General features: G+C 72.9%; 20 protein-coding genes, 1 tRNA gene and 1 pseudogene. 13 read left to right on the forward strand and 9 right to left on the reverse strand.

What is annotated here, in order from left to right; all coding sequences use genetic code 11:
* Positions 1–298: 298 nt before the first annotated feature.
* Positions 299–571 (reverse strand): hypothetical protein, encoded by a 273-nt coding sequence (locus tag ACFY23_RS30935; protein WP_350685205.1) that lies wholly within the window; start codon positions 569–571, stop codon positions 299–301.
* Positions 572–641: 70 nt separating this feature from the next.
* Between ACFY23_RS30935 and ACFY23_RS30940 the strand changes: the two genes are divergently transcribed.
* Positions 642–1,163 (forward strand): SigE family RNA polymerase sigma factor, encoded by a 522-nt coding sequence (locus ACFY23_RS30940; RefSeq protein WP_350685206.1) that lies wholly within the window; start codon positions 642–644, stop codon positions 1,161–1,163.
* Positions 1,160–2,536, forward strand: coding sequence for a hypothetical protein (locus ACFY23_RS30945; RefSeq protein WP_350819630.1), 1,377 nt, complete (start codon positions 1,160–1,162; stop codon positions 2,534–2,536). Before ACFY23_RS30940 ends, ACFY23_RS30945 begins: the two co-directional genes overlap by 4 nt.
* A 734-nt stretch (positions 2,537–3,270) precedes the next feature.
* On the opposite strand, the pseudogene ACFY23_RS30950 reads toward ACFY23_RS30945, so the two are convergent.
* The 3 genes and pseudogenes from ACFY23_RS30950 to ACFY23_RS30960 form a co-directional block, all read right to left on the reverse strand.
* A pseudogene (locus ACFY23_RS30950) lies at positions 3,271–3,524 on the reverse strand (hypothetical protein).
* A 34-nt stretch (positions 3,525–3,558) separates the two neighbouring features.
* Positions 3,559–4,017, reverse strand: coding sequence for an FAD-dependent oxidoreductase (locus ACFY23_RS30955; protein WP_387051326.1), 459 nt, complete (start codon positions 4,015–4,017; stop codon positions 3,559–3,561).
* Positions 3,932–4,261, reverse strand: a complete 330-nt coding sequence (locus tag ACFY23_RS30960) for a hypothetical protein (RefSeq protein ID WP_387039015.1) — start codon at positions 4,259–4,261, stop codon at positions 3,932–3,934. The genes ACFY23_RS30955 and ACFY23_RS30960 overlap by 86 nt, the downstream gene beginning before the upstream one ends.
* Before the next feature lie 33 nt (positions 4,262–4,294).
* Here ACFY23_RS30960 and ACFY23_RS30965 point away from each other — a divergent pair, with 33 nt between their 5' ends.
* Positions 4,295–5,287: a hypothetical protein gene (locus ACFY23_RS30965; protein WP_350819631.1), complete on the forward strand. Its 993-nt coding sequence runs from the start codon at positions 4,295–4,297 to the stop codon at positions 5,285–5,287.
* Position 5,288: 1 nt separating this feature from the next.
* Here the strand turns inward: ACFY23_RS30965 and ACFY23_RS30970 are convergent, their stop codons facing one another.
* On the reverse strand, positions 5,289–6,323 hold the full coding sequence (locus ACFY23_RS30970; RefSeq protein ID WP_350685528.1) for a hypothetical protein: 1,035 nt from the start codon (positions 6,321–6,323) through the stop codon (positions 5,289–5,291).
* Between the two features lie 268 nt (positions 6,324–6,591).
* Here ACFY23_RS30970 and ACFY23_RS30975 point away from each other — a divergent pair, with 268 nt between their 5' ends.
* Positions 6,592–7,494 (forward strand): recombinase family protein, encoded by a 903-nt coding sequence (locus ACFY23_RS30975; protein ID WP_350819632.1) that lies wholly within the window; start codon positions 6,592–6,594, stop codon positions 7,492–7,494.
* A complete protein-coding gene (locus ACFY23_RS30980) occupies positions 7,428–7,703 on the forward strand; it encodes a recombinase family protein (protein ID WP_350685532.1) in 276 nt (91 codons plus the stop codon). The genes ACFY23_RS30975 and ACFY23_RS30980 overlap by 67 nt, the downstream gene beginning before the upstream one ends.
* Positions 7,704–8,101: 398 nt before the next feature.
* On the opposite strand, the gene ACFY23_RS30985 is transcribed toward ACFY23_RS30980, so the two are convergent.
* The gene (locus tag ACFY23_RS30985) at positions 8,102–8,905 is read right to left on the reverse strand and encodes a metallophosphoesterase (protein WP_350819634.1); all 804 of its coding nucleotides are present in this window, start codon (positions 8,903–8,905) and stop codon (positions 8,102–8,104) included.
* 534 nt (positions 8,906–9,439) lie between these two features.
* On the opposite strand from ACFY23_RS30985, the gene ACFY23_RS30990 reads away from it, so the two are divergent.
* Positions 9,440–9,862 (forward strand): hypothetical protein, encoded by a 423-nt coding sequence (locus tag ACFY23_RS30990; protein ID WP_350685535.1) that lies wholly within the window; start codon positions 9,440–9,442, stop codon positions 9,860–9,862.
* A gap of 482 nt (positions 9,863–10,344) precedes the next feature.
* Here ACFY23_RS30990 and ACFY23_RS30995 read toward each other — a convergent pair whose 3' ends face one another.
* Entirely contained in the window at positions 10,345–10,794 is a 450-nt protein-coding gene (locus ACFY23_RS30995; protein ID WP_350685542.1) for a hypothetical protein, read from the reverse strand.
* A gap of 973 nt (positions 10,795–11,767) precedes the next feature.
* Between ACFY23_RS30995 and ACFY23_RS31000 the strand changes: the two genes are divergently transcribed.
* Both ACFY23_RS31000 and ACFY23_RS31005 read left to right on the forward strand, forming a co-directional pair.
* A complete protein-coding gene (locus ACFY23_RS31000) occupies positions 11,768–12,577 on the forward strand; it encodes a recombinase family protein (RefSeq protein WP_350819636.1) in 810 nt (269 codons plus the stop codon).
* Complete coding sequence (locus ACFY23_RS31005) at positions 12,474–13,334, forward strand: zinc ribbon domain-containing protein (RefSeq protein ID WP_387039010.1); 861 nt, start codon at positions 12,474–12,476, stop codon at positions 13,332–13,334. The genes ACFY23_RS31000 and ACFY23_RS31005 overlap by 104 nt, the downstream gene beginning before the upstream one ends.
* On the opposite strand, the gene ACFY23_RS31010 is transcribed toward ACFY23_RS31005, so the two are convergent.
* Positions 13,290–13,373: transfer RNA gene (locus ACFY23_RS31010), tRNA-Leu, on the reverse strand. The two genes, ACFY23_RS31005 and ACFY23_RS31010, sit on opposite strands and share 45 nt — an antisense overlap.
* 224 nt (positions 13,374–13,597) lie before the next feature.
* Here ACFY23_RS31010 and ACFY23_RS31015 point away from each other — a divergent pair.
* The 5 genes from ACFY23_RS31015 (at position 13,598) to ACFY23_RS31035 (ending at position 23,498) form a co-directional block, all read left to right on the forward strand.
* Positions 13,598–16,021, forward strand: a complete 2,424-nt coding sequence (locus ACFY23_RS31015; protein WP_387038979.1) for a tetratricopeptide repeat protein — start codon at positions 13,598–13,600, stop codon at positions 16,019–16,021.
* A 210-nt stretch (positions 16,022–16,231) separates the two neighbouring features.
* Positions 16,232–18,799: a fibronectin type III domain-containing protein gene (locus ACFY23_RS31020; RefSeq protein ID WP_387039007.1), complete on the forward strand. Its 2,568-nt coding sequence runs from the start codon at positions 16,232–16,234 to the stop codon at positions 18,797–18,799.
* A 26-nt stretch (positions 18,800–18,825) separates the two neighbouring features.
* Positions 18,826–19,821 (forward strand): MoxR family ATPase, encoded by a 996-nt coding sequence (locus tag ACFY23_RS31025; protein ID WP_350819639.1) that lies wholly within the window; start codon positions 18,826–18,828, stop codon positions 19,819–19,821.
* A 12-nt stretch (positions 19,822–19,833) separates the two neighbouring features.
* The gene (locus ACFY23_RS31030) at positions 19,834–21,006 is read left to right on the forward strand and encodes a DUF58 domain-containing protein (protein WP_350686524.1); all 1,173 of its coding nucleotides are present in this window, start codon (positions 19,834–19,836) and stop codon (positions 21,004–21,006) included.
* 35 nt (positions 21,007–21,041) lie between these two features.
* Positions 21,042–23,498, forward strand: a complete 2,457-nt coding sequence (locus ACFY23_RS31035; protein WP_387039004.1) for a transglutaminaseTgpA domain-containing protein — start codon at positions 21,042–21,044, stop codon at positions 23,496–23,498.
* Between the two features lie 79 nt (positions 23,499–23,577).
* Here the strand turns inward: ACFY23_RS31035 and ACFY23_RS31040 are convergent, their stop codons facing one another.
* Positions 23,578–25,674: a hypothetical protein gene (locus tag ACFY23_RS31040; protein WP_350819640.1), complete on the reverse strand. Its 2,097-nt coding sequence runs from the start codon at positions 25,672–25,674 to the stop codon at positions 23,578–23,580.
* Positions 25,675–25,686: the final 12 nt, after the last annotated feature.

Consider the following 25,686-nt stretch of genomic DNA (forward strand, 5'->3'; position numbering starts at 1 on the left):
CGACCTGACCAGGGATCTTCCTGCGGCGGGTTCAGGAACGCGACCGATCCCTACCGTCGTCGAGCCGGGGCTCGCACCAGGCTCCTCGACCGAGCCCACGCCGACATCCCACCGCGCGGCACCGAGCGCACCGGAGGGATCCACCGTGGCCGAATACGACGCGAAACTGGCGCGCTACCGGCAGCACCCGAAGCCGGAGCCGACCCGGCCGTGGTCGCCGGATGGATCGCCGAAACCCAGGCCGAACGCCAACGCGCCGTCTGGTCGGCGCGTGGATCAGCTCGTCGAACCGGGGTGCTCACCGGCCGCGACCGATCGGACGGGTGGTCATCACTCGGCGCAGGTACCGTCTGAGTCCCGGTCCGGTGGCCGTCATCGCTGCGGCGGTCGCCACCGTGCCGACGGTGGCCGGCCAGCCCGACCCCGCCGAGGACGCGGCGAATCCGGTGGCCAGGCCCAGCACGACCAGGCAGCACACGTAGCCGACGACGGCGCCCCCGCTGAGGGCGACACCGCTGGTGATCAGCTCTGTGCCCCCGTCGGCCGGGCCGGGTCGCCGACAGCTGATCACGCCAGAGACCATGGGGTTCCCTCCAGGCCAGGGGTCCGTGGCGTCTGAGTAGGTGAGGAGGGGCGATCCGTTGAGACATGACGAAAGCCGAGCCGCGTTCGCGGAGTTCGTGCGCGGCGAGAGCGGCGCGCTGACCCGATTCGCCTATCTGCTCACGGGCGACCGGCACCACGCGGAGGACCTGGTACAGGTTGCCTTGGCCAAGGTGGCGGTGCGCTGGGAGCGGATCGACGACCCAGGGGCGTACGCGCGGCGGGTGCTCTACACACAGTCGGCGAGCTGGTGGCGGTGGCGGCGGGCGCGGCCACCCGAGGATCTGACCGCGGCGGTGCCCGACCAGGCCGCGGCGTCCGCCGACCCTGAGCTGCGGCTGGTGCTCCGCGCGGCGCTCGCCCGGCTCACCCCACGGCAGCGGGCAGTGCTGGTGTTGCGCTACTACGAGGACCGGACCGAGCCCGAGACCGCGGAACTACTCGGCTGTGCGGTCGGCACGGTCAAGAGCCAGACCCGGCACGCACTCGGCCGGCTGCGCACGCTCGCTCCCGAGCTCGCGGAGCTGGTCGGTCGGATATCGCAGGAGGTGACCAGATGACTGGACAGTTTGGTGAGGCGCTGCGGCGGGTTGCCGACGAGGTGCCGGCGGCGGTCGTGCCGGAGGATCTCTTCGACCGGGCGCGAGCCCGGCACCGACGCCGTTCGGCCGCCGTGGCGTGCACGCTTGCCGTCGTCTTCGTGCTGCTCGGCGTCGGGTACGTCGTGCGGCCCGCCGATACCCCCTGGTCCACGGCTACCGGTTCCGCATCGTCTGGGCTACCCAGCCGGCTCGCCGTTCCGCCGCTGCGCACGGCTACCGTCGGCCAGTCCGCACCCGGCGCCGCGGCGATGCTCTTCAGCGGTCCGGCGGTGCGCGACGACTGGAACGAGGGGCGGATGGGGGTGGTGGCCGCCGACGCGGACCGGTACCGCGTCATCGACGGGTCGCTGTTCATGGCGCCCGGCTTCGAGACACTGCTCTCTCCGGACGGGCGGTACGTCTGGCGTGACCGCGAACTGGTCGACCTGACCACGGGTGACGCCAGCCCGGCACCCGCCGGAGATCCGCTCGCCTTCGCGCCGGACGGGCAGCGGCTGGCCGTCGCCGGAAGCACGTCCACGAGGGACGCGAGCAGGTACGTGGCCGACCACGTCAGCGTCTACGACCGGGAGCAGCGCACGGAGGTGCTCCGCGTCGGGGTGCCCAACGCGTGGGTACCCCCGGGCCGGTCCGCGATCTCGCCCAACGATGGTCAACTCGCCGTGCAGGTCCGCGACGAGGTGTGGCTGGCCCGGACGGCGGATGCCGGTGCCGACCGGGTCGCCGAGCCGTACCGGAAGCTGCCGCTGTCCGGCGGCCGGCTGGCCGGGCCCGGCGCCTGGCTGCCCGACGGCCGGTCGGTGGCGACATTGGAACGCTCCACCTGTGCCGCATGCCCGCTGCCCAGCTACCCGCGCACCTGGCGGCTGGTGACCCGCGATGTCGGCACCGGGCAGCCCGTGCCCGCCGCCGCCTTCCCCGAGCTGCGCTCGGCGACGTTCGTCCAGGTCCTCAGCTGGCGGTCGGCCGACGTGGCGGTGGCACTGGTCGGGGTACCCGGGTCGGGAGCAGTCGACCTGCCGGACGACCACGACAGCGCCCGGGGTCCCTACCACGAGCCGGACACCGAGGCGGTACGTCTGGTGCTGCTACGCCGGGGCGCGGCCGAGCCGGAACTGCTCTTCCAGACCCCGGCCGGGATCAGTGAGCTGGCCGTCGCCGCCGACCTCGCCGTGGCCAGCGTGGTACGCGAATCCGGCACCCCATCGTTCGGCCCCCCGCACCCGTACCTCCTGGCCGGGGGCGGAATCCTGCTGCTGGTGCTGGCCCTGCCGCTGGGCTACGCCGTGATCCGCTACCGGCGCGGCCGGCTGACCCGACGGCGCCTGTAGACGGCGGCGAGAACGCCGCTACGGGCGGGTGGCCGGGGGCTCCCCGAGGGTCGGTCAGGCCTGTTCGATCGGGTGGTCGAGTTCCGCAGCGCGATCCCGGCTCGGCCCGCGATACGTGGTGACGGCCTCCCGATCGAGCAAGCCGCAAGGTCAGCCCGCGAGCTGCCACGCAATCGCCGGTCCGGGTAGTCGACAGGTCACCGGTCCGCGCGAGGAGCACTTACGGGGCGAGATCGACCGTACAGGTCGTCCACCTCTGCCATCGACCCTTCGTCACGCACCGATACGGCACCTGGTGCGGCGGACAACGGATCTAGCCGGTGCGAGTGCGCGGCGATGCTGCCCCTGGTCGGCTCAAGCCCCGCGCGGCGGGCTTCCCACAGGTTGATCGGCACCCGGCGTTGCTACCGGGGTGCAACGGCCTGAGCATCGCCGCGCCGAGGCCGCTGAGCAGGGCTCCGTGTTTTACCTCCTGCCCGTTGGCGGCCGCCGAACTTGCACGGTCGTTGGCGGCCGCCTCGGCTGGCCGGGTCAATCGTCGCGAGGGCAACCGTTCACCAGGTGCAGGTGGTAAAGAGGTGGGCCTGCGGGCGCCTGGCGAGAAGAGGTGGACCGGTTCTGAACCGGCGCGACGGATCGTCGCAGAGGGAACGCCGGATCAGTAATTCACCGAGTAGGTAAACCAGCAGCTCCGAGCGTTGCGTCGGGCTCGTGACGACGGGACGGCCACTCGATCAGGCTCGCTGGCTGATCACGTACATGCGCAGGCGTTGCAGTGGCGGCAGGAGGCCGTAATGACGATCGGCACCGCGATGGTGGCCAGGACGAGGGTGCGCAGCACCGTCGGTGTGTGCTGGAGCAGGTCGCCGAGTAGCAGTTGCAGGACGGTGAGCGTGGGGAAGACGGCCAGCCAGATCATCAGGGCCATGTGATGGCGGGGCGGCGGCCCGGCGCGCATCGGCGGGCGGGCGATCGGTTCCTCGGACATGGTGAGTGCTCCTTCAGTATTGATGGTTGTGGGTTCAGAGACCATGACGGCGGTCGGCGAGGACGGCCTCGGTGACTTGCCGTTCCAGTGCGGCCGAGAACGGGCGGGCGTCCGCGATGGCGCGCTGGACGTCCTGCTCGACCAGGTCGGCGTGCAGGGCGATGGCGGCCGCCGATCCGGCGCCGGCAGCGGTGATGACCTGGGCGCGCGGGTCGACGGCGTTGCCCGCAGCCCAGACACCGGGCACGCTGGTGCGGCCCCTCTGGTTGACGACCACCCAGCCGTTGCCGTCCACCTGGCAGCCCAGGCCGGTCAGCAGGCCGTTGCTCGCCACGAACCGGGGCCGGACGAAGATCGCCGCCGGGGCGACAACGCTTCCCCGGTCCAGTTCGACGCCGGCGAGCCGGTCACGGTCGATCACGAGCCGCGTCACCGTGCCTTCGACGATGCGGATACCGCGGGCGGTCAGCCGCTTCCGCTCGTCCGGGCTCAGGTCGCGCGAAGAAGGCGACGTCGGGCGACCACTGCCGCACCAGCAGCGCGTGCTGCACCGCGTCCACCGTGCCGCCCAGCACACCAAGCGGCCGGTCACGGACCTCGTAGCCATGGCAGTACGGGCAGTGCAGCACGTCCCGGCCCCACCGTTCGGCCAGGCCCGGGATCGCGGGCAGGTCGTCGCGCAGGCCGGTGGCCACGAGGACGCGCCGGGCCGGGCGTGGAGGTGCTGCGTCGGCCATGCGATCATCAGACCATGACGACCAGAAAGGCCTATGGCCACTGACCGCCGGCTCGCGTTCCACGCGATGCTTCCCGACCGTTACGCCCATCTTGAGGTCATAGCCTCCACCATCGACCATCTCGGTCGGTTCGTCGCCCTGGTGGCCGATCCCGTCCAAGGCTTCGTCCCTATCCCACACTTCTCCGAGCTTCGTCCGCCGCCGCGTTACGATGCGATCGCTCTCATCTGTCATGGGGCCGAGGTTCGCGAGATCCCGCTGAACGATCTCGACCTCTGGTTTACCGGTATCGATACGCTCGGCGACGGCGTTGTGTTGTTGTCCGCTCGCTGCGACCCGCCGGGTGTCTCCCATGAGCGCTACGGGGAGCCGGTGCCCGAGGATGAACTCCACCTCCCCGCGAACCTTCGGGTGTTCGACAGCGGCGGTCAGACCCGGGCAGCCTTCTACGCGGGCGACGGGATCGAGCAGCTCGTGACGGATTCCCACGGGCACATCTGGACCAGTTACTTCGACGAGTCGAGCTACTGGTTCGCCAACCCGGACGGCACCCGCTCGTACGGGTTCATGATCGGGCTGGCGCGCTGGGACAGCACCGGAGGCGAGCCTTGGATGGTGTCGTCCGACACCCCGGGGGTGGCCTGGTGCGACTGCTACGCGCTGAATGTCGGCCGGGAGCGGGTTCACGCCTGCCCCTACCCCGACTTCCCCCTGGTCGAGCTCGACCCGAATGGTATCCAGGCGGTCACGCCGAACACGGTCACGAGGTGCAGTGGTCTGGCTGTCGCGGGCTCCGAGTTCGCCTTTTTCGACCAGCGCCGGGCGGGCGGGGGGTTTCTCTGGGAGATCCGTCGAGCCTACCGTGAGGGGGAGGTCGTTCTCGAGAAGGGACACGAGCAGTTGGTGCTGCCGGACGGCCGACGACCGTCAGGTTGGGGGCGTGGAAAGGTCGGCCGCGACGGGATGCTGTGGCTGCAGGTGGACGGGGACCGCCGGCGTTGGTACCGGTATGAGATCGATGCGTAGGCTAGGGAAGGCTCCACAGCATCAGATGGAAGGGGTTGTCCTGGCCGCAGGTGAGCCAGGTGCCGTCACCGAGCGCCATCGGGTCCTCCGATACGGGCATCGGGTAGTCCACCTGGCCGAGCACGTCGCCCCGCGTCGTGTCGATCAGCCAGTGCCGCGGAGGCCCATGCCCGTCGAGGGTGCTCGCGATGACCGTGCGCTCGTCGGCGAAGCCGCACTGGTAGCCCCAGAAGGGCTCCTCCTCGACATTCGACGGCGCCTCGGGGTGCGGGGGAATCTGATGGCCGGCGACCTCGTGCGTCACCGCGCCGTCGGGAAGACGGTGGATTGCCGGCTGCCTCCCCCAGTGAGCGATCGTGAGGAACCGCGTCCCGCACGGGCTGACATCGACGAGACAGCGGTCGTCGTCACCGATGCGGGCGACGGTGAGCCGATCGCCGTCCCACCGGCCCCACCGCAGCGGCGAACCGTCCTGGCCCTCCCCGACACTCAGACCCATCTGCCCGGGGTCGGGGTGAGGGACGTGGTGGGAGCCGGCGGCCCCGGTGTCCGTCGGGGCTCGCCCCAGGACGCGACCGTCGACGGCGTCGAGCGCGAGCCACTCCTCGTCGAGCGCCAACTCGCCGTCATCCGGCAGCGGCGTGCGCACGTGCGCCCATGCCGTCGAGCCGTCCGCGCTGATGAAGCACGACCCATGGTCGGGGTGGCGGTGCCCGTCGCTGCCCGCGTACTCCTCGTAGGAGTCGTGCCATGACAAGCAGGGCGATCCCCAGCAGGCGTGCCGCACCGTCCAGCGCAGCGCGCCGGCGGCGTCGACCGCGTGCAGCGCGTGCTGACCGCTGAACACCGCCAGGTCGAGGGTGGGGCTCACCGCATCGACCCCGCCCGCCCCGCGCGGCCACGGCGCTGGAAACCGGGCGGCGGGAGCATCGTCACCGGCGACGAGCAGGTCGATGTCGTACGCCAACAACTCCTCGTCCCGACGGATCACCACGAGCCGGCGATGCGGCCACCGCTGGACAGCAGGCGTGTCCACGGTGCGAGGAGTATCGGGTACGCGAGGAGCGTTCGCCGGCACGCGGAACGACGCCACAAGGCGGGGGGCGAAGAGCACCTGATCATCCTGCCAGGATCCGCCGAATCCCAGGCGGGCAGTGACACCTCGTGATCACATCTCACCGGTCCCACCGAAAACTCGCCGAACGCTCACCGCACAGTTGTAGTAAGGCGACCACCGGGCCCGCCACCGCACGGTGGAGCCAACAGGTGTTGCGGGTGGCCGAGTCCCACGAACCATAGCATCGTTGGCCATCCATATCGGAGCAGACGATTGCAATAACGGTGCGCGGGGAGGGGCCCTGATGCAAGACGCGCCGGAACTCGACGGCCCTGACCTGCTCGGCTGGTGGATACGGCAACCAAACCAGCGAGGCCGCCAACGGACGCGGCGCCCGACAACATCAAGTCCACCAGGCATCCGGTTCGCCTTCTACGGCCGGATGTCCACGGTCGACTTTCAGGACAAGGCGTCATCGTGCGGATGGCAGCGCCACTACGCCGAGGACCTGATCGCCGCCCATGGTCGGATCGTGGCCGAGTTCTTCGACGAGGGTGTTTCCCGCAGGGTGGCCTGGCCGGACCGGCCGCAGGCGGCACGGCTGCTCGCCGCGGTGGCGGACCCGGCACGCGGGTTCGACGCGATCGTCGTGGGCGAGTACGAACGCGCCTTTCACGGACAGCAGCTCGAACAGCTGACCCCCATCCTCGTCAGGCACGACGTGCAGCTGTGGCTGCCGGAGACCTACGGGCCGGTGGACTTCGACAACCCTCGACAGGTGGCGCTGCTGGACCTGCTGGGCGTGCACTCCCAACGGGAGGTGTCCCGGGCCCGGTACCGCACGACCGCCGCCATGCGCGCCCAAGCCGAGCTGCAGGGACGGTACCTCGGTGGCCGGCCGCCCTACGGCTACCGGCTCGTCGATGCCGGCCCGCATCCGAACCGGCCCCACGCCGCCTGGGGACGACGCCTGCACCGCCTCGAACCCGACCCGGCCACCGCGCACTGGGTGAGGTGGATCTTCGAGCAGCGGCTCGCCGTCGCAGTGTGGCCAGCATCGCCCGCGCCCTCAACGAGGCTGGCGTGCCGTGTCCGTCCGGCGCCGACCCGGCACGTAACCGGCATCGCAGCGGCCACCAATGGATGCTGACCACGGTCGCGGCGATCCTGGCCAACCCACGCTACACCGGCCGCCAGGTCTGGAACCGGCACCGCACCGACCACGACGACATCGACCCCGACGGCACCCTCACCCGACACCGCGAGGTCCAGCGCTGGAACGCCGCCCCGCACTGGGTCATCTCCCGCCAGATCGCTCACCCACCGCCCTATGGTCGTCCGGACGACCTGCGACGATAAGGCGGGCATCATCCCAGACCCGTTCGCGTTGATCGTTGACTGGGACAACGAAGCGCCCGACACCAGACGATACGGCTGGGTGCCCAAACCCGTCCGGCGGCGGCCGGAACTCACCGCCACTCGCTGGGGCGGTCGAAATGTGAAATCGGATCTCTACCGGGACGACCCACCTGCCTGACCGAACGGCCGGGATCGGTCCACCATGCGGCATACGGCACCGGCCGCCGCTACCGGACTCCTCGCCGAGTCGCCGCCCGGCATACGCAGCTCCTGCAATCTGCACGTCACGTCACGTAACGTGAGCGGGGGCGGTGCCGCGCCGGGCGCTCGGTGCCGATGTGCGGATTTTTGTGAATTGGCAAACGGTCGGTGGTAGCCGTGTCACCTGCGATCGGTCGTCAGTCGGGTTGATGCGTCAACACGATGGCCCGGCCGTCAACGTTGAGCACGTGCCCGGCGCCGAGGCGGGCCAGGGGCGTTTCCCAGTGCACGTGCCCGCACACGGTTAGGGCCGGCGCCTGGGTGCGCAGATGGGCGCTGATGGCGGGATGGCCGGGCTGGTCGTTGCCCTCGCCCTGGGGGCCTTCGTGCAGGACGAGCACGGCGGGATCGGCGGCGAGCGCGGCGCCGATGCGGGCCAGCTGGGTGGGTTCGCTGCGGCGGCCAGACCGGCGCGGGTCGCCGATGATGCTCCCGACGCCGGCGAAGCGCACCCTGCCGTGGTCGATCCAGCCTCCGTCCAGCAGCGCCGCGGCTGGGCCGAGTTCGGCCAGCTGGTCGCTGGCGATGACGTCGTGGTTGCCGGCTACCCCGACGACCAGCCGGCAGCCGACCGCGACCAGCGCCCACCACACGTCGGCGACCTCGCCGGAGTCGCCGCGCCGGTCGGCGTGGGCGGTGGAGTACAGGTCCCCGACGAGGACCACGGCGAGGCGCTCCGACGGTGGGATGAGCCCCTGCTCGGCCCACACCGGCAGATAGTCAGCCAGCGCGACGCCCAGCAGCACGGGCGGGCCGCCCCACGGCGACGGCGCCACGCCCTGCAGATCCCCGGTGACCAGCACCGCGTCGCAGCCGGCGGGTAATGCCTCGACGCCCAGGCGTCCGACCGTCAGCCGGGCCGTCTCGGTGCCGCCGCCAGACCGCGCCCGCTGGTAGGTCACCTCGGTGACCGGTTCGACGCCACGGCCGGTGATGCGCACGGCGACACCGTAGCCGCATCCCGCCACCACAGCGCTGAGTTTTCTGGCGGCCAGCGGGGCAGGCTGCCGCTGGCCCGATGCGACCTCCATCGAGACACCTACGGTCTAAACCTCGCAACGCACGCTCGTGCCGCGAGTCCCGCACCACCCCTCTTGAGCCTCTCCCCGCCCTGGGTGACGCCCGGGCTAAGCAGGCCAAATGAGAGCCACACGACCAGCGTGGGCAGCCGATGTGAGAGCGACAGCCCGGGCGCCTCGACCGAAGCCTGGCCGGGCCACGGCCGCAGGTCAATGAAACAAGTAGCCGATGTGCGGATGTTGTGGCTAGCGGTCGTGTTGCCCCGACCGGGATAGTGAGATGGTGCCGAACCTGGACTTCTACGCTGCAGACGACGATTGGTTCGTGGTCCTCGAGACCGTCTTCGATCTCGGCTTATTCCGCGTTTCGAGTCCGACTCGGAACCGGACTGCGAGCTGCGAGAGTTCCAAACCGCCACTGACGTTACCAACGGTCCACGGGGACGACACCTAGCGTTGTTCGTCGTCGGGTCCGGGCCGGAGCCCACGGCCAGGCGGATCGAGTTTCATCCGGGCGCGCGTGGAGACGCGACGTTCCGGTACTGCTGCGAAGGCTGGGGTCTCATTCAGCTCTACTACGGCGGATCCGTCGGGACGCAGGAGTTGCGATGGAGCCATACCAACCACAACACGGAGAAGCGTGCCTCGGCATGGGCGACGACCGTGCCACGACTCGGTGATCCTGCCGCGTGGAACTGGGCGGCGGTAACAGGCGCCTCCGGCAAACTCAATCGGGCTATTCGCCGGATGGCCGTGAGCAAGATCGGCTCGCACCCCGTGCTGCCGCACGCCGGGCAGTTCATCGCACAGGCCGGCTTGCGATACGAGTACGGCACGGGCATCCACGCGACTCCGTCCTACGGCATGAGCCGTCGATAAACAGTGCACGGATCCGCCGCTGGCCGTCCGCGCCGCCTCATCGAACCTCAGTCGCCGTGCTGCGGATGCAATGACCTATCCTGCGGTCATGGTTGTCGACCCGCCGACAAGGATCAGCGCCGCCTTCCACTCTCGATCTCGACCGGCTTGATCCACACTCGGGGGCACCCGCCAGTAGCGGCCCCGGTCGTCGCCGCCGAGCACCACGACGTTGACCTTCGGGCCCGGCCATAGCTTCCAACGAAAACCAACGCTAAGGTCCATTGATCTTCGTGGTGAGTGACCCGTGCGTGCCGTCCGTTTGATGTCGGTCGATGTTCGGGCGGTGGCTTCCAATTTCCGTTCCGTTCGCCCCCGAAACGCCCGAGGGCGAGCACCGCCGGTGCTCGCCCTCGGTTCAGCCTGCTCGTGAATTCAGACCAGCAGAGGCGCGACGCTTCGACTAGCCACCAGCACGACCATCTGTTTCCAGTCGGACGTGCTTACTGGCGCCGGACGCTGTCGATGACGGCGACTTCCTCCGTGCCACTGGTGCAGGCTTCCGGGATGGTGGGCATGCCGTTGCCGAGTGGTGGGGTGGCGTAGCCGCCAGAGGCGGTGAAGGTGGAGCCGACCTGGACGGTGCCCGCGCCGGGCACCCCAACCCTGGTGCTGCCCCCGGTCTTCAGTTCGCTTCCGGCCGGCCACACGACGACCAGCGTCTGGTTCTCGGCAGTCCGCACGGCCAGGCACTGGCCCTTGCCCACCACCAGTTCCCCGATGATCTCGGCGTCCTGGCCCCCGTCGGCCTCCGGCGCCACGAACGTGATCACTCCGTCCGCCTCCATGGTCCGGCCAGGGGCATCCTCTCCGCAGCCGGACAGGAACGCCACCGGCAGAGTGAGCCCGACGAGCGCGGAGGTGAGAACTCGGGAGCGCAGATGGCTTGGCACGGTGCCCGCCTCCTGGTGTCTGTGGGCAGGGGTGCCCTGATCAGTACGTTTGAGCAACAGCCCGAGGGTGGTGTGGACCTGCTGAAGCGGCGTGAACATGTCGCGGTTCAAGAGGTTGTAGGTCTTGTATCCAGAGTGCACACCGTAGCCGGTGGTGCCCCAGTACCAAGGGCCGCCGCTGTCGCCGCCGTCCGCGTTGCGGCGATGGGTCATCGCTAGGCCGCAGTAGATGCCCCGGCACTGGTTGAGCTTGTACACCTCGTCGCAGGTGGCCCCGGTCGTCTTGCCGAACTTGCACGCTGACAGGCCGAGCGTGGGGTGGCCGACATATTGGGCGTCACGCCGCACTCCCCTGTCGTAGTAGAACTGGTTACCCACTGCCTCGGACGAATAGTGCCACGGCAGTTGTCAAGTCAACCTGAGACAGGTTGTCGTTAGCGGGCGGGTTGTTCTTGCCGGGCGGGGTTGTTGATCCAGGCGCTGTCGGGTGCCTGGGGTGCTCGCGGGCGGCGGGTGAACCGCTCCGGGTGAGCGGTGTAGGCCCGATCGAGGGTGGTCTGGCGACGGCCATTACCCCCCGGAGCGCCTATGGCATCACAAGAACCAGATTTTCCGATTTCCCATGACCCCGAATACAATTACCCCAACGAACAGGCGACACACAAACAGGACCCCCGACGACTAACTGTAATCGTGCCCACGGATCCGCCCGACATTAATCAAGCCGCCGCGCGCGCACTTCTACGGATACTGCTCGCCGCGCCTCAACGACTTCGTCACCTCAAGAGCGAGGAAGCATGACAATGGAATGGACAAACAAGAACCACGGCTCCCCAATGCGCGGCCTTGTTCCTCAGCCGCTTCGTTTCGCCTTCTACGGGCGAGCCTCGACCGAGGACCAGCAGGACCCGGAAGCCTCTCGGGCCTGGCAACTCTCACGATCACGAGCGCTGATCGAGCCAGCCGCGGGCAGGTGGTCGCCGAGTTCTTCGACGTCGGCCTGTCCCGCTCAGTGCCGTGGAAACGCCGCCGCGAGGCAGCCCGCCTGCTCGCCGCGCTCCGTGACCCACGCCGCAGCTTCGACGCCGTGGTTATCGGTGAGCCGCAGCGCGCCTTCTACGGCAATCAGTTCGGCCTCACCTTCCCTCTGTTCGAGCACTACGGTGTCGCGCTGTGGGTGCCCGAGGTCGGTGGAGCCGTCGATCCGGGTAGCGACGCCCATGACCTCGTCATGGCCCTCTACGGCGGCATGAGCAAGGGCGAGCGTAATCGCATCAAAGTGCGAGTACGCAGCGCCATGGCTGCCCAAGCCGCCACCGAGGGTCGGTTCCTCGGCGGACGGCCGCCCTATGGCTACCGGCTCGTTGACGCCGGCCCCCACCCGAATCCGAGCAAGGCAGCCGACGGCCGGCGACTGCAGCGCCTGGAACCCGATCCGCTCACGGCACCCGTCGTACGGCGCATCTACGCCGAGTACCTCGCCGGTAACGGCATCCTCGCCATCGCCGAAGGACTCACCCGCGATGGCATCCTCTCCCCCTCCGCCTACGACCGACGGCGCAACCCGCACCGCACCACCACGGCGTGGAGCAAGAGCGCCATCCGGGTCATCCTGACCAACCCCCGCTACACAGGCCGGCAGGTCTGGAACAAACAACGCAAGGCCGAAATCCTCATCGATGTCGACGGCGTCGCCCTCGGGCACGAGACAAAGATGCGGTGGAACCCGGCCGAGGAATGGATCTACTCGGGGTGCCCTGGCGCACGAGCCCTTGGTCGATGACGAGACCTTCGCCCGCGCGCAAGCCCTAATCGCCACTGCGGGGAGGCGCCCCGATGGGGTCAGAAAGCCGCGTGCCAGCAAGCGCAACTACGTGCTGTCCGGCCTCCTGCGCTGCGGCATCTGCCAGCGGCGCAGGATCGGCAGCTTCAACAACGACCGCAACCACTACCGCTGCACCTACGCCGCCGAGTACGCCGACGCCAACCGCATCGCCCACCCCCGCAGCGTCTATGTCCGCGAGGACCACATCCTGGAACAACTCGACCCATGGCTCGCCCGAGCCTTCTCGCCCAGCCGACTCACCGCAACTGTGCAGGCCATGGCCGACGCGCAGCACGACGACGTCGACCAACAGGCGATTAAAGCGGCACGGGAAACCCTCACCACGTGCACCACTCGGCTGGACCGCTACCGCGCCGCTCTCGACAGCGGCGCCGACCCCACCGTCGTCAGCCGGTGGATCGCCGACGTCCAACCCGAACAGGTCACCGCCGAGGCCACCCTGCGTCGCCTCACCGGACGTCGGACCATGAGTCCTGACGAGATCCAGCGCGTCGTAGAGGCCTTGGGAAACATCACCGCCGTGCTCCGCGACGCCGACCCCGCCGATAAGGCATTGATCTACCGCGAATTGGGGCTGACCCTGACCTACCGGCCGACGGCCCGCACGGTATCCGCTCAGGCGACCCCAAGTGGATCATGTACTAAATTGTGTCCGAGGGGGGACTTGAACCCCCACGCCCTATACGGGCACTAGCACCTCAAGCTAGCGCGTCTGCCATTCCGCCACCCGGACTTGCTCGTCCAGCCTACCGCGCCGACCTGGGTGATCTTCTCACCCGTAGGCCGCTCTGGCGGGCCGCACGGGGAGTTACTGTACACGCCCCGGGTGGATCATGCACATCGGCTGCCGGCCGGCGCGTCCGCGCAGGTCGGGCCTGCCCCACAACGCAGGACGACCGACGCCAGTCGGCGAGCCCCGGGTGGCGTCCGGCGGGTCAGACCCGGCAGCATGACCACGTGTCCCATCCCTCTCCGTTGGCCGCCGTCCAGCACCGGGCCCTCGCCCTGCGCGCCGCGGGCGATCTGACCGCCGCCTGCCAGCTGCTCACCGACGCCGTCGAATCCGCCCGGCCGCCGTACGGCAGGGACCACCCGGATGTGCTGAGCACCGCGCACCTGCTGGCCCGTCTGCACCGGGAGGCGGACGACCCGAGCGCCGCCCGCCGGACGCTCGAGGAGGCGTACGCCGCCGGTGAGCGAAGCTGGCCTGCCGCCGACCCGCTGATGCTGGCGATCTCCTTCGAGCTGGCCACGGTGGCGGACGAGTTGGGCAACCGGCACGAGGCGCGCCGCAACTACAGCCTCGTCGCCTCGCTGGGCCCCGCCGTGCTCGGTGTCGATCATCCGGCCGTACGCACGGCCCGGCAGTATCTCGGCGATGCCGCTCCCGCCCCTCAGCCGGCCCCGCCGGACCCGCGGCCGGACCTGTCGGCCCTGTCGGAGCCGACCATCTCGCTGGCCGCCCTCTCCACCGCGTGGCGACCCCACGAGCCGACCGCGAACTTCCAGCCACCCCGGTTTCCGGCCGCACAGCCCCCGGCGGCGCAGCCTCCGGCCCCGCAGCCGCCCACGCCACACGTGACCGCCGGGCCACCCACGGCACCGCCAGCGCCGCCCGTCACCGCCGGCCCAACCGCACCGCCGTATCACCGGCCGACCGCGCCGCCGCCCACCGTTCCGGCTCCCCCCGGGCCGGCTCAAGCCACCGCCACCCCGGCGCACACCCCCGCGCCCCCGTACCCGCCGCACAGCGGCTCCGCCCCGGTGCCGCAACCGCCGCCGGCCCAGCCGTACCTGGGTCCGCAGGCCGGCCGTGTCCCGCCCCCACCGGCGGTGCCCGCGCCGGCGCACGCCGCGCCGGTGCCGCCCCCGCCGGTGCCCGGCCCGCCGCACAGCGGATGGGCTCCCCCGGCCCCGCCCGTCATGCCGAACCCGCCGCACGCCGCCCGGGTCCCGGCTCCGCCCGTACCGCCGCACGCCGCCGCGACCGGACAGGCCGCTCCGCACGCCGTCCCGGCGCAACAGGTCCCGCCGCCCCCGGTGGTCCCGGCACCACACAGCGCGCCCTCGGCGGCGGCCCAAACCGCCGCCCCTCCACCGCCGGTCGCGCCACCGCAGCCGTCGCCCACCCCGGCGCGGCCACCGCACGTCCCGCCGCAGCACTCCGGCGGTGCGGCGGCGCCGACGCCGCAGTCACCGTGGGCCCCCGCCCCCGCACAGCCGTCGGCGCCCGCCACCCAGACGTCGGCCCCCACCGCACGCCCGACGCCCGACGCCGAGGCACCGCGTCCGGCCGTGCCCGACGACGCGTCGGCCGGGCCGGAGACGCCGGAACGGTCGACCCACGGGCCCCGGTGGGACAACCCCACGATCCAGGTACGGCAGATCGAGCCCCTGCTCGCCGAGGAGGCCGCCCGCGCCGCCAACGCGAGGGAGACCGAGGCCGGTGCGGGCACTCCGGCCACCAGCGCGTCATCCGGGGCGTCGGAGGCCGCCGTCGCGACCCCGCACACCCCGCCGCCGACTACACCGCTCAGCACTGCCCCCACGGCCCCGGTCAGCGCGCCACCCGTCAGCGCGCCCCCGGTGAGCGCACCGCCGATGCCGCCGGTCAGCGCACCGCCGATGCCGCCGGTCAGCGCGCCACCGATCAGCGGACCGCCGGTCAGCGCGCCGCCCGGGTACCCACCCGTCAGCGCACCGCCGCAGTCCTCGCCGCCCGTGAGCGAGGCGCCGGACATCGAGACGTTCCCCATGAGGGCGGTGCCGCCGCCGTCCACCGCGCCCGGGCCGGCCTACCGGGCGCCGGCCCACCAGGCGCCGGCCTACCCGCCGCCGGTCCACCAGGCGCCGGTCCACCAGGTGCCGCCCTACCAGGCGCCACCGGCGTACCCGATGATCCCGAAGCCCGAGCAGCGCGGCCGGAGCCGGACGGCGGTGATCGTCGCCGTGGTGGTCGCGGTCCTGGCCGTCGCGGCGCTCATCGGCGTGGGTGTGCTGGTGCTCAGCCGGGAGGCGGCGCCACCGGCGGGACCCGCCTCGCCGCCGGCCGCGCCAGCCACGACGGCCACGACGGCCACGCCGAACGCGGCCGGCCCCCCGCCGGGCGACCTGACGCTGCGGGACGAATCGGCGACGATCACCCTGAGCTGGACGGACCCCACGGACGGCGGCGTGTCGTTCATGGTGGCCGGCGGCCGGGCCGGGCAGAAGCTGGGCGTGATGGCCACGGTGGACCCGGGTCAGACCAGCTACACGGTCAACGGCCTGAACTCGCGGGTGGACTACTGCTTCACGGTGCTGGCGGTCTACTCGACCGACTCGTTCGCCACGTCGGGGCAGGTCTGCACCGATCGGGAGAGCGACACGCCGGCGACCTGAGGTTACCCCGGCGCGGCGCGCACGCTCGGTATCCACAGCGGGACAACGCGGGTTCCCCCGTCCCCGGCCGGGCCATATGATGGCACCCGGCTCAGGGGAGGGTCGCCGGACAGGGCGCGCCACCTGCCAGGACGACACGGGAGGCAGCCGGTAGTGGCCACCATCGACGACGCCGCGAACGCCGACGGTCCGCGGCCCCGCTCCCGCCGGATGCGCGGCGGTCTGGTCACCATCGGCACGGTGGCCGCGCTGCTGGCCGCCATGGGGCTGACCGTCCTCGGTCTCGGCGCGGCGGACAACGCGGTGGCGAGCTACGACGCGAGTTCCTGGTTGTGGAGCACCGCGCGCAGCGAGATGGCCCGGGTCAACGGGGTCACCGCGCGGGTCGACACCCGGGTCGAGATCCCGGCCGCCCGCCAGCACCCGATGCAGGTCACCCAGACCGACCGGCTGCTGATCCTGCGGGACCTGAACACCGGCCAGGTCAGCTCGCTGGACCTGGCAACCCTGCAGATCACCGCGACCACCCGGACCGCCCCGGGCCTCGGGGTCAGCGTCGCGCTGCACGAGGACGCGGCGTTCGTCGTCGACGCCGTGCAGGGCATCGTCCGGCAGCTCGACCCGCGGTCCCTGACGCCGGTCGGCGAGCCCGTGCGCTATCCGCCGGGCATCACCGGCGGGTCCTTCGACGGCGAGGGCCGGCTCTGGATCGCGGTGCCCAGCGAGGGCACCGTATCGGCGATCACCGCCGCCGCGCTGCCCTCCGCGCCCGCCTCGGCCGCCGCCGAGGGCGGGCTCAGCCCGAAGCAGGTCGAGACGTACGACGTGGCGGATGCCAGTCACGAGCTGGTCGTCTCCACCCTGGACGACGGCGTGGCGGTGCTCGACCGCACCGCCGGGGCGCTGGTGACCGTGCAGCGGGGCCAGGTCCGGCCGACGCCGCTGGCGATGAGTGCGCCGGGCTCGCTGCCGGCGCGGACCAGCGGGCCGACGGTGCCGGTGACGGTGCCCGGCGAGCGGCGGGTGCACGTGGTCGGCGAGGGCGGCGAGGTGCGCGCGTTCACGGTGCCGGGCACGGGCGACCGGCTCAGCCCGGCGGTGGCGTGGGCCGGTCGGTACTACTGCGCCGACGAGGCGTCGGGCACGATCTACGCCTTCGACGCGAACGGCCAGGTGGTGGACACCATCCGCAGCAAGGGCACGGGGCCGCTGGAGCTGGAGGTGCGGGAGAACCACCTCTTCATCAACGCCCCCGACTCGGCGACCGCGCGGGTGGTGGACGACAGGCACCAGGTCCGCGAGGTCGACAAGTACGCCAACGACGTGCTCGGCGGCGACCCGCCGCCCGCTCCCCCGCCGCCGCCCCCGCCGAAGAAGCCCAAGGTCGGCAAGCCGGGTGCGCCGCGCAGCGTGACCGCCGCCGCCGGCAACGCGCAGGCCCGGGTGAGCTGGCGGCCGGCCCCGGCCAACGGCGCGGAGATCACCCGGTACGTGGTGGAGGGCGCCGGCCAGCGGGTGCAGGTGGGCGCCAACCAGCGCGCCGTGGAGATCAAGGGCCTCACCAACGGCGAGACGTACCGGTTCTCGGTGCACGCGGTCAACGCCAAGGGCGACGGTCCGGCGCGGACCAGCAACCCGGTGACGCCGACCGCCGCGGTGCCCGACCCGCCGGCCAGCGTCACCGCCCAGGAGCGGCCCGACGGCACGGTGCTGGTGAAGTGGCCGGCGGCCAACGGGCAGGGCAACACGATCGCGAAGTACGTGGTGACGGCCACCTCGGCGGGCACGAACGCGCCGGCCGGCGAGTCCCGCAAGACGGAGCTGGTGGTGCCGGCCGGCGAGCTGGAGTACGGCACGCAGTACGCGTTCACCGTCGTCGCCGTCAACGACCGGGGCGCCGGCTCGGCGGCCTCCCCGGTGAGCAACACCGTCGTGCCGTACGCGGCGCCGGGCCGGCCCGCCGACCTGCGGGCGACCACGGTCGCCGACCGGCCGGGCACGGTCGCGGTGCAGTGGTCGCCGGCCGAGGCGAACGGCCGCCCGGTGACGAAGTACCTGGTCGACGTGGGCGGGCGCACCAGCGAGGTGACCGACACCCGGGCCACCGTGGACGGGCTGGGCAACGGCCAGAACGTCACCGTGAAGGTGAAGGCGGTCAACGAGGCCGGTCCCGGCCCGGAGGCCACCGCCACCGCCCGGACGGTGGCCGAGCCCCGCATCACCGTGACCGGTTCGTCGGCGACCGCCACCTCGGCGACGGTGACGTTCACCGTGGACGCCGGCGGCGGCAAGGCGACCTGCTCGCTGAGCACGACCGGCGAGCCGACGAAGACCGGGAACTGCTCCGGCATCACGATGACGGGCCTGGCCCCGGGCACGGCGTACACGTTCACGGTGACCGCGAGCAACGCCGCCGGCAAGGGCACCGCCACCCGCGCCCAGGCCACCGACGCCCTCTATGGCATCGCCACCTGCCGCAACGGCGCCTCGGGTCCGGAGGCCACCTACTGCAACGAGGAGGTCGACGGCCGCAACGGGAACGAGGTCTTCTCGGTGCCCCGTCAGGACAACAACCGGCAGGTCGGCTGGGCGGAGCCGGGCACCCGGCTGAAGGCGTACTGCAAGAAGCAGGGCGAAGAGGTCTACGCCTACATCTACAACAACCACAAGCGCAGCACCTGGTGGGTGCAGGTCGACTACTCCGGGCGCAACTACATCCCGTGGGCCTGGCTCAACCTCGAGGGCGGCGACAACATCAACGTCCTGCCCACCTGCTGACCACCAGGCAAGGAGCACCACCGACCGTGAACACCCACGAGCCGCTCACCCAGCCGGAGGTGCAGGGCTTCGCCGCCCTCGCCGCCCGGCTGGCCGAGAACGTCAACGCGGTCGTGCTGGGCAAGCCGCAGGTGGTCCGGTTGGCGCTCACCGCGCTCTTCGCCCAGGGCCACGTGCTGCTGGAGGACGTGCCCGGGGTCGGCAAGACCACCCTGGCCCGGGCCATCGCCGCCACCGTGAAGGGGCAGTGGCGGCGCATCCAGTTCACCCCGGACCTGCTCTCCTCGGACGTGTCCGGGGTGACCATCTTCAACCAGGCAACCCGGGGCTTCGAGTTTCACCCGGGGCCGGTGTTCGCCAACATCGTCATCGCCGACGAGATCAACCGGGCGTCCCCGAAGACGCAGTCGGCGCTGCTGGAGGTGATGGAGGAGCGCACGGTCACCGTCGACGGCGTCCGGCACCCGGTGCCGCAGCCGTTCCTGGTGGTGGCCACCCAGAACCCGGTGGAGATGGACGGCACCTACCGGCTGCCCGAGGCCCAGCTCGACCGGTTCCTGGTGAAGCTCTCCGTCGGCTACCCCGACGAGGCGGTCGAGGTGGAGGTGCTGCGCGGCGCGACGGTCCGCTCCCCCGAGGCGCTCACCGCGGTCACCGACACGGCCACCGTCGGCGAGATGGTCCGCATGGCCCGCCGGGTGCACATCGCCGAGCCGCTCTACACGTACGCGGTGCGGCTGGCCGCGGCCACCCGAAACCATCCGCAGGTGCGCGTCGGGGTCAGCCCCCGGGGCGTGATCGCCCTGACGAGGGCGGCGTGCGCGTACGCGCTGATCGACGGTCGGGGCTGGATCATGCCGGAGGACCTCAAGGCGCTGACCGAGCCGGTCTTCGCGCACCGGCTGCTGCTCACCCCGGACGCGCAGGTGCGCGGGGTGACCGCCGCCGAGGTGCTGCGCCAGGCGGTCGCCTCGGTGCCGGTGCCGCTCCCCTCGGGCCAGCCCGCCCCGGTCCAGGGCTGACCGGCGACGCCGGTGTCCCCGCTCACCGCCCGAGGCGTCGGGCTGCTCGTCGCCGCCGTCGTGCTGCTCGGCGCCGGCTTCCGCTTCGCGTACCCCGAGTTGACGCTGCTCGGCGCGGCGGCCGGCACCGCCGTCGGCTACGCCCTGGCGACCGCGGCCTGGCGGCCCCGGCTGGAGGTGACCCGCAGCGCGGACCCCGACCGGGTGGCGCGGGGCGAGCCGGCCGTGATGACGCTGGCCGTACGCAACGCCGGCCGGCTGCGGGCGACCAGCCTGGTCGCCGAGGACCGGTGCGGGAACCGGTCGGTGCCGGTGCCGCTGCTGCGGCTGCGACCGGGCCGTGACACCACGGTCCGCTACGACGTGCCGACCTCCCGCCGGGGCGTGGTGCCGGTCGGGCCGCTGCGGGTGACCCGGCGCGACCCGCTGGGCCTGGTGGCGCTGGCCCGCCCGTACGGCGGCACGGTGCCGGTCTGGGTGCACCCGCGCGTCCATCCGCTGCACGCGGTGCCGACGGGGGCGGGACGCAGCCTCGACGGCCGGGTCGACAGGGTGCCGCACGGGTCGATCACCTTCGACTCCCTGCGCGAGTACGTGGTCGGCGACGAGCTGCGCCGGGTGCACTGGCGCACCAGCGCCCGGGTGGGCGAGCTGATGGTGCGGGAGAACGTCGACACCAGCCTGCCGAGGATCGTGGTGCTGTTGGACAACCGGGCCACCGCCCACCCGGAACGCGTCGACGGCGTGGCCGAGTCGTTCGAGTCGGCGTGCGAGGCCGCCGCCTCGGTGGTGACCGCCGCGGTCCGCGAGGACCTGCCGGTGGTGCTGCTGCTGGTCGCCCCGGAACCGTCCGGGCCGGACGCGACGGGCGATGGGGCGGAGCACGGCGGCGGGCCGTTGGACCGGCTGGCGGCGGCGCAACTCGCCGACGACGACGTCCTCCAGCCCGCCACCGCCCGGCTGCGCCGGGAGCGGCTCGGCGACACGCTGGTCTTCCTCACCGGTCCGGGCGGCCGGGGCGACCTGGGTGCGGTGGGCGCGCTGCGTGCCGCGTACCCGTCGGTGGTGGTGGGGATCTTCGGGGCGGCGGAGCCGGCGCCGTCGGGCGCGGCCGGCCCGGTCGTGATCGATGCCGCGGACGGCGCCGCGTTCGCCGCCGAGTGGGACGGGGTGCGCAGGTGGTGAGGGCGACCGGCGGGGTCCGGTCCGGCACGGCGACGGTGCCCGCCGACGGCGTCGGCCCGACCGAGGACAGCGCCGGAACGAACCGCGACGGCGGCGGCAGCGGGACCGCCGGGCCGGGGCGGGCGGTGCTGCGGGCGCTGCGGGCCGTGCCGGTGCCGCTGGCGCTGGTCGCGATGATCGGCCTGGCCGGCGTGGTGCTCGGCCGGGTCTACGCCGGTCCGCTGCTGACCCGGCTGATGCTCGGGGCCGCGGTGGGTTCGGTGCTGGTCAGCGTGGCGGCCCGCCGGCTGCCCTCGTGGCTGGTCGCGCCGGTCTCGGTGACCGCGATGGCCGGCTGGACGGCCTGGTCGCTGCGGCTGACCGCGACCCGGGCCGAGCTGCCCGGCGGTCTGGTCGAGGTGACCGCGGACGCCGCCGCGAACGGCATTCCCCGGCTGCTGACGGCGATGATCCCGGTCGAGCCGACCCCGGACACGGTGCTGGTGCCGCTGGTCGCCGCCTGGCTGGCCGGGCTCGCCGCGGCGGAGGTGGCGCTGCGGGCGGGCCGGGTGCTGCTCGGTTACCTGCCGCCAGTGCTGCTCTACGCCGCCGCGCTCTACGTGGTCGGCCCGAACGCCGATCCGGCGATCGGGCCCACGCTGGCGTTCGTGGCCGTGGCGGTGCTCGGCCTGGCGGTACCGGCGGGCGGCGCGGCGACGGCCGGCGGCGACCCGACCTCCGGGCTGGCCCCCGCGGTCCGCGCCGCCGTGCGGGCCCGGCTCGCCGCGGCCTCCGCCGCCGGGTTGGCGGTGGTCGTCGGCCTGGCCGCGCTGCTCGGCCCGGCGCTCGCCGGCCAGGTCGACGGCCGGCCGGTGGACCCGCGCCGGTACGTCGAGCCGCCGCAGGTGGAGGCGCTCGACGAGAGCCCGCTCATCCGCATCTCCGGATGGGCGCTCAACCCCGGGCAGAAGCTGCTCGACGTCCGCACCGACGCCCCGGGCGCGCCCGCGCCGACCGGGGCGCCCGCCGCCGACTCCGACTCCGGTACCGAACCGGGCGCCGGCGGCCGGCCGGCGCCGATCCGGCTGGCCGTGCTCAGCGACTACGACGGCGTGACCTGGCGGGTCGGCGCGACGTACCGCAACGCCGGACGGATCCTGCCGGCGACGGCACCCGCCCCGGACAGCACCGTGCGGACGGTACGCCAGGAGATCACCGTCGCCGAACTCAGCGGCCGGCTGTTGCCCGCCGTCGCCACGCCGCGCGAGGTCACCGGGGCGCGGGTGGCGTACGACCCGACGACCGGGACGCTGATCCGGCCGGAGGGGCTGACACCCGGCCTGCGCTACACCGTGACCTCGGCCGTGGAGACGCCGGACTTCAACCTGGTGAGCACGGCGGACGTGCCGGCCGGCGACGAGGTGGCCCGGGTGCTGCGGGTCGCCGACGGGGTGCCCGAGCCACTGCGCCGGCTCGCCACCCAGCTCGCCGAGTCCAACGGCGCCCCGTTCGCGCGGGCCTCCGCCGTGGAGCAGTTCCTCGCCGAGCACTACCGCCTCGTCGCCGACGCGCCGAGCGGGCACGCGTACCCGAACCTGAACTTCTTCCTCTTCGGACCGCGCGACGCCGGTGGCCAGCGCGGCACCTCGGAGCAGTTCGCGGCGGCGTTCGCCGTGCTGGGCCGGCTGGCCGGTCTGCCGACCCGGGTGGTGGTCGGCTTCCGCTCCACCGGCGACGGCCCCGTCCGGGCCGGCGACGCGTACGCCTGGCCGGAGGTCCTCTTCGACGGGCTCGGCTGGGTGCCGTTCGACCCGCTGCCCCGACCCGACGAGGAGCCGCGCCCGGTGGAGGAGGACTTCCGCCCGACGCCCGACGATCCGCCCCCGTCGGAGGTGCCCGAGCCGACCGTCGAGCCGACCGCGCCGCCGGAGCCGGTGGCCGCGCCGGGCGGGCCGACCGACGCCGGCGGGCCGTCCACGGCGCTGCTCGTCGGCGGCGGTACGGGCGGCACGCTGCTGCTGGTCGTGGCCGCGCTGCTCGCCCTGCTGGTGATGCGCCGGGCACAGACCCGGGCGCGGCTGGAACGGGGCGACCCCGGTCAGCGCATCGCCGGCGCCTGGCGGGAGGTCACCGACGCGCTGCGGCTGGCCGGCCGCCCGGTCGGCGGCGACCTGGCCGCCACGGAGGTGGCCGCCCACGCCCGCCGGGCCGTCACCGACGCCCGCGGCGGGAGGCCCGGGCCCCCGAGCGGCCCGGCCGCCACCGCCGGTCCCGCCCCGGTGGGCGGCCCGCCGGGCACCATGGCGGGCTCCGGCGACCTCGACGCACGGGTGGAGGAGTTGGCCGGCCTGCTCAACCAGGTGGCCTTCGCCCCGGGCACGGCCACCGCGGAGCAGGCCGCCCGGGCGGTCACCACCGCCCACGACTACGTCACGGCGCTGCGCGCCGCCCGCCCCTGGTGGCGCCGCATCCTCTGGTCCGTCCGCCCCGGTCCCCTCCGCTGGCCACGCTGAACCCCTGCCCGGGCCGCGACCGGCGCAATCCGGGCGGCCCACCCGGAACGCGTCGACGCCGGCATGCGGCCATCCGGCGTCACTCCACCGACGACCGCAGCGCGGCGATGGCCGTGTACAGGTCACGTCGCAGGCGGTCGTCGCACCACACCGTCTCGTCGTGGGAGCCGTACGTCACCACCCGCTCGTCACGGTCGGCCAACTCGACCAGCCCCGGCACCGCGTCGACCGCGCCCATCTCCACCAGCAGGGCCAGCGCGCCCTTGTCGCCGTACGGGTCGGCAACGGCCGTGAGCAGCGGATCGACGAGGTCGTCGACGGCCGTGCCGAGCCGCCAGAGGGCACGGGCGGCATCGACGCGACCGTACTCGTTGCCGAGCGCCTCCCGCAGCCCCGACGCCAGTTCGGCGCCGGCCACGGGTGCCATCTCGGCGGCCAGTTTCGTGGCGGACCGGACGGGGACGTCGCCGGCACCGAGCACAGCCGCCACGGTGGGCAGCACCTCGGCCGCGGCGCCGGTCGCCCGCCACACCAGCCGTGCGGCGGCGATCTGCTCCTCGCGTTCGGGATACGTCGCCGCCGGCGCACCGGTCAACCGGCCACGCAGCGCGGGAACGAGGGATGCGGCTGACGGCCCGGCGTCCGCGACGAGGTCCAGGTCCCAGGCCAGGTTCCGCCGGGACGAGGCGAGCAGGGCGGAAGCCGCCACGACGAGCGGGCCGGCGTCGCCGGTGAGGCGCCATACCGCGTGTCCCGCCCGTACCTGGCCGGTGTGGGCGACCTCGCGCAGCGCTGGCACGGCGTCCAACGCGGCCGGCCCGATCTCGGCAAGCGCGGCCGGCGCCGCCCACGGCGCGGCGGGCAGGGCGGCGAGGAGTTCGGGGACCGCGTCGGCCGCGGCCGGCCCCCAGTGGTGCACCAGCGACACCAGGTGGATGACCGGGTTGCCGGTGAGACCCGCGGCGAGCTGCGCGGCGAGCCGGCGACGCAACGCCACGAAGACGTCCGGGTCGAACGCGGGCCGGTACTCGGTCAGCACGTACATGGCGGCCGGGTCCCGCCCGGCGGCCCACGCGGTCATGACCGGTTCCCGCCACCGGTCGTCACCGAGCCGGACAAGGGTGTTCAGGGCGGTGCCCGCCGGTCCACGGCCGTCGTCGTCGCCACCGGCGGCGATGCTCGCCAGTACGCTCGCGACAGCCGCCGCCGGCATTCCCGCGTGGGCCGCGGCCTGCACGGCCGCCGCCCGGACGTCGGCGTCGGCGTCGGTCAGCAGCGCCCGTAGGCGCGGCATCAGGTCGGCCGGCGCCGAGCGCCGGCTCCGGAAGCGGTCGGTCATGGCGTTGGCGGCACGGATCCGAGCCTTCGGGGTGGCGCCCGCGCCGCGGGTGCGCCGTGCCGGACCGCCTGGACCGGGCGCGCCGTCCGTCAACGCCGCGGTGATCGCGTTCGCGGTGGCGGCGTCGACCCGGTCCAGCACCTCGGAGAGTGCGTCGGCGTGACCCTGCCAGGGGCTACGCCACGCGTCGTCGCTGGCGAACGCCGCCGCGATCGGGGCGATGGTCTCCGGGGGGAGGGGCAGCCCGGCCCGGGCGAGCGCGAGCGCGGCCGCCGCCGGCACCGGGGACGGCTCCGACCTCGCGGCCGACCGCAACCGGTCGGCGCACCCGACGGGATCGTGCAGGGCGATGCCCAGCAGCAGAGAGGCGCGCACCCGCGCGTCCTCTTCGAGGGCCCAGCGCGCCGCCAGCGCCTGCCGGGTGTGCGGACCGCAGCGCCCGACCGCGTAGGCGGCGCACTCGCGTACCTCCGGGTCCAGGGCGGCCAGCTGGGGCAGCAGCACGTCGCTGTGCTCGGCGACGGCCGCCCGCACCGCCGGCTGGTCGTCGCCGTCGGTCTGTTCGGGGTCGCAGAGCGCGCCGAGCACGTGGAGCAGTTCGTGTCGCTGGTGCACTCCTGGTGTGGTGGCCAGCTCGACCAGGAACGGTACGGCCACCACCGTCACCGGGTAGACGGTGCCCTGGTGCCACAGCGAGGAGGCGAACTCGTAGCGGCCCTCGCGGGCGGTCTCCGGATCGGGTGAGGCGATGGCGCGCAGGATGTGCGGGGCTTCCTCGGCGGGGCCGTAGGCGCCCTCGTAGGTCGCCCAGTCGATCTTCTCCAGTCCGGCGAGCATCGGGACAGGGTA

This window comes from Micromonospora sp. NPDC000121, assembly GCF_042899165.1.
Lineage (GTDB): Bacteria > Actinomycetota > Actinomycetes > Mycobacteriales > Micromonosporaceae > Micromonospora.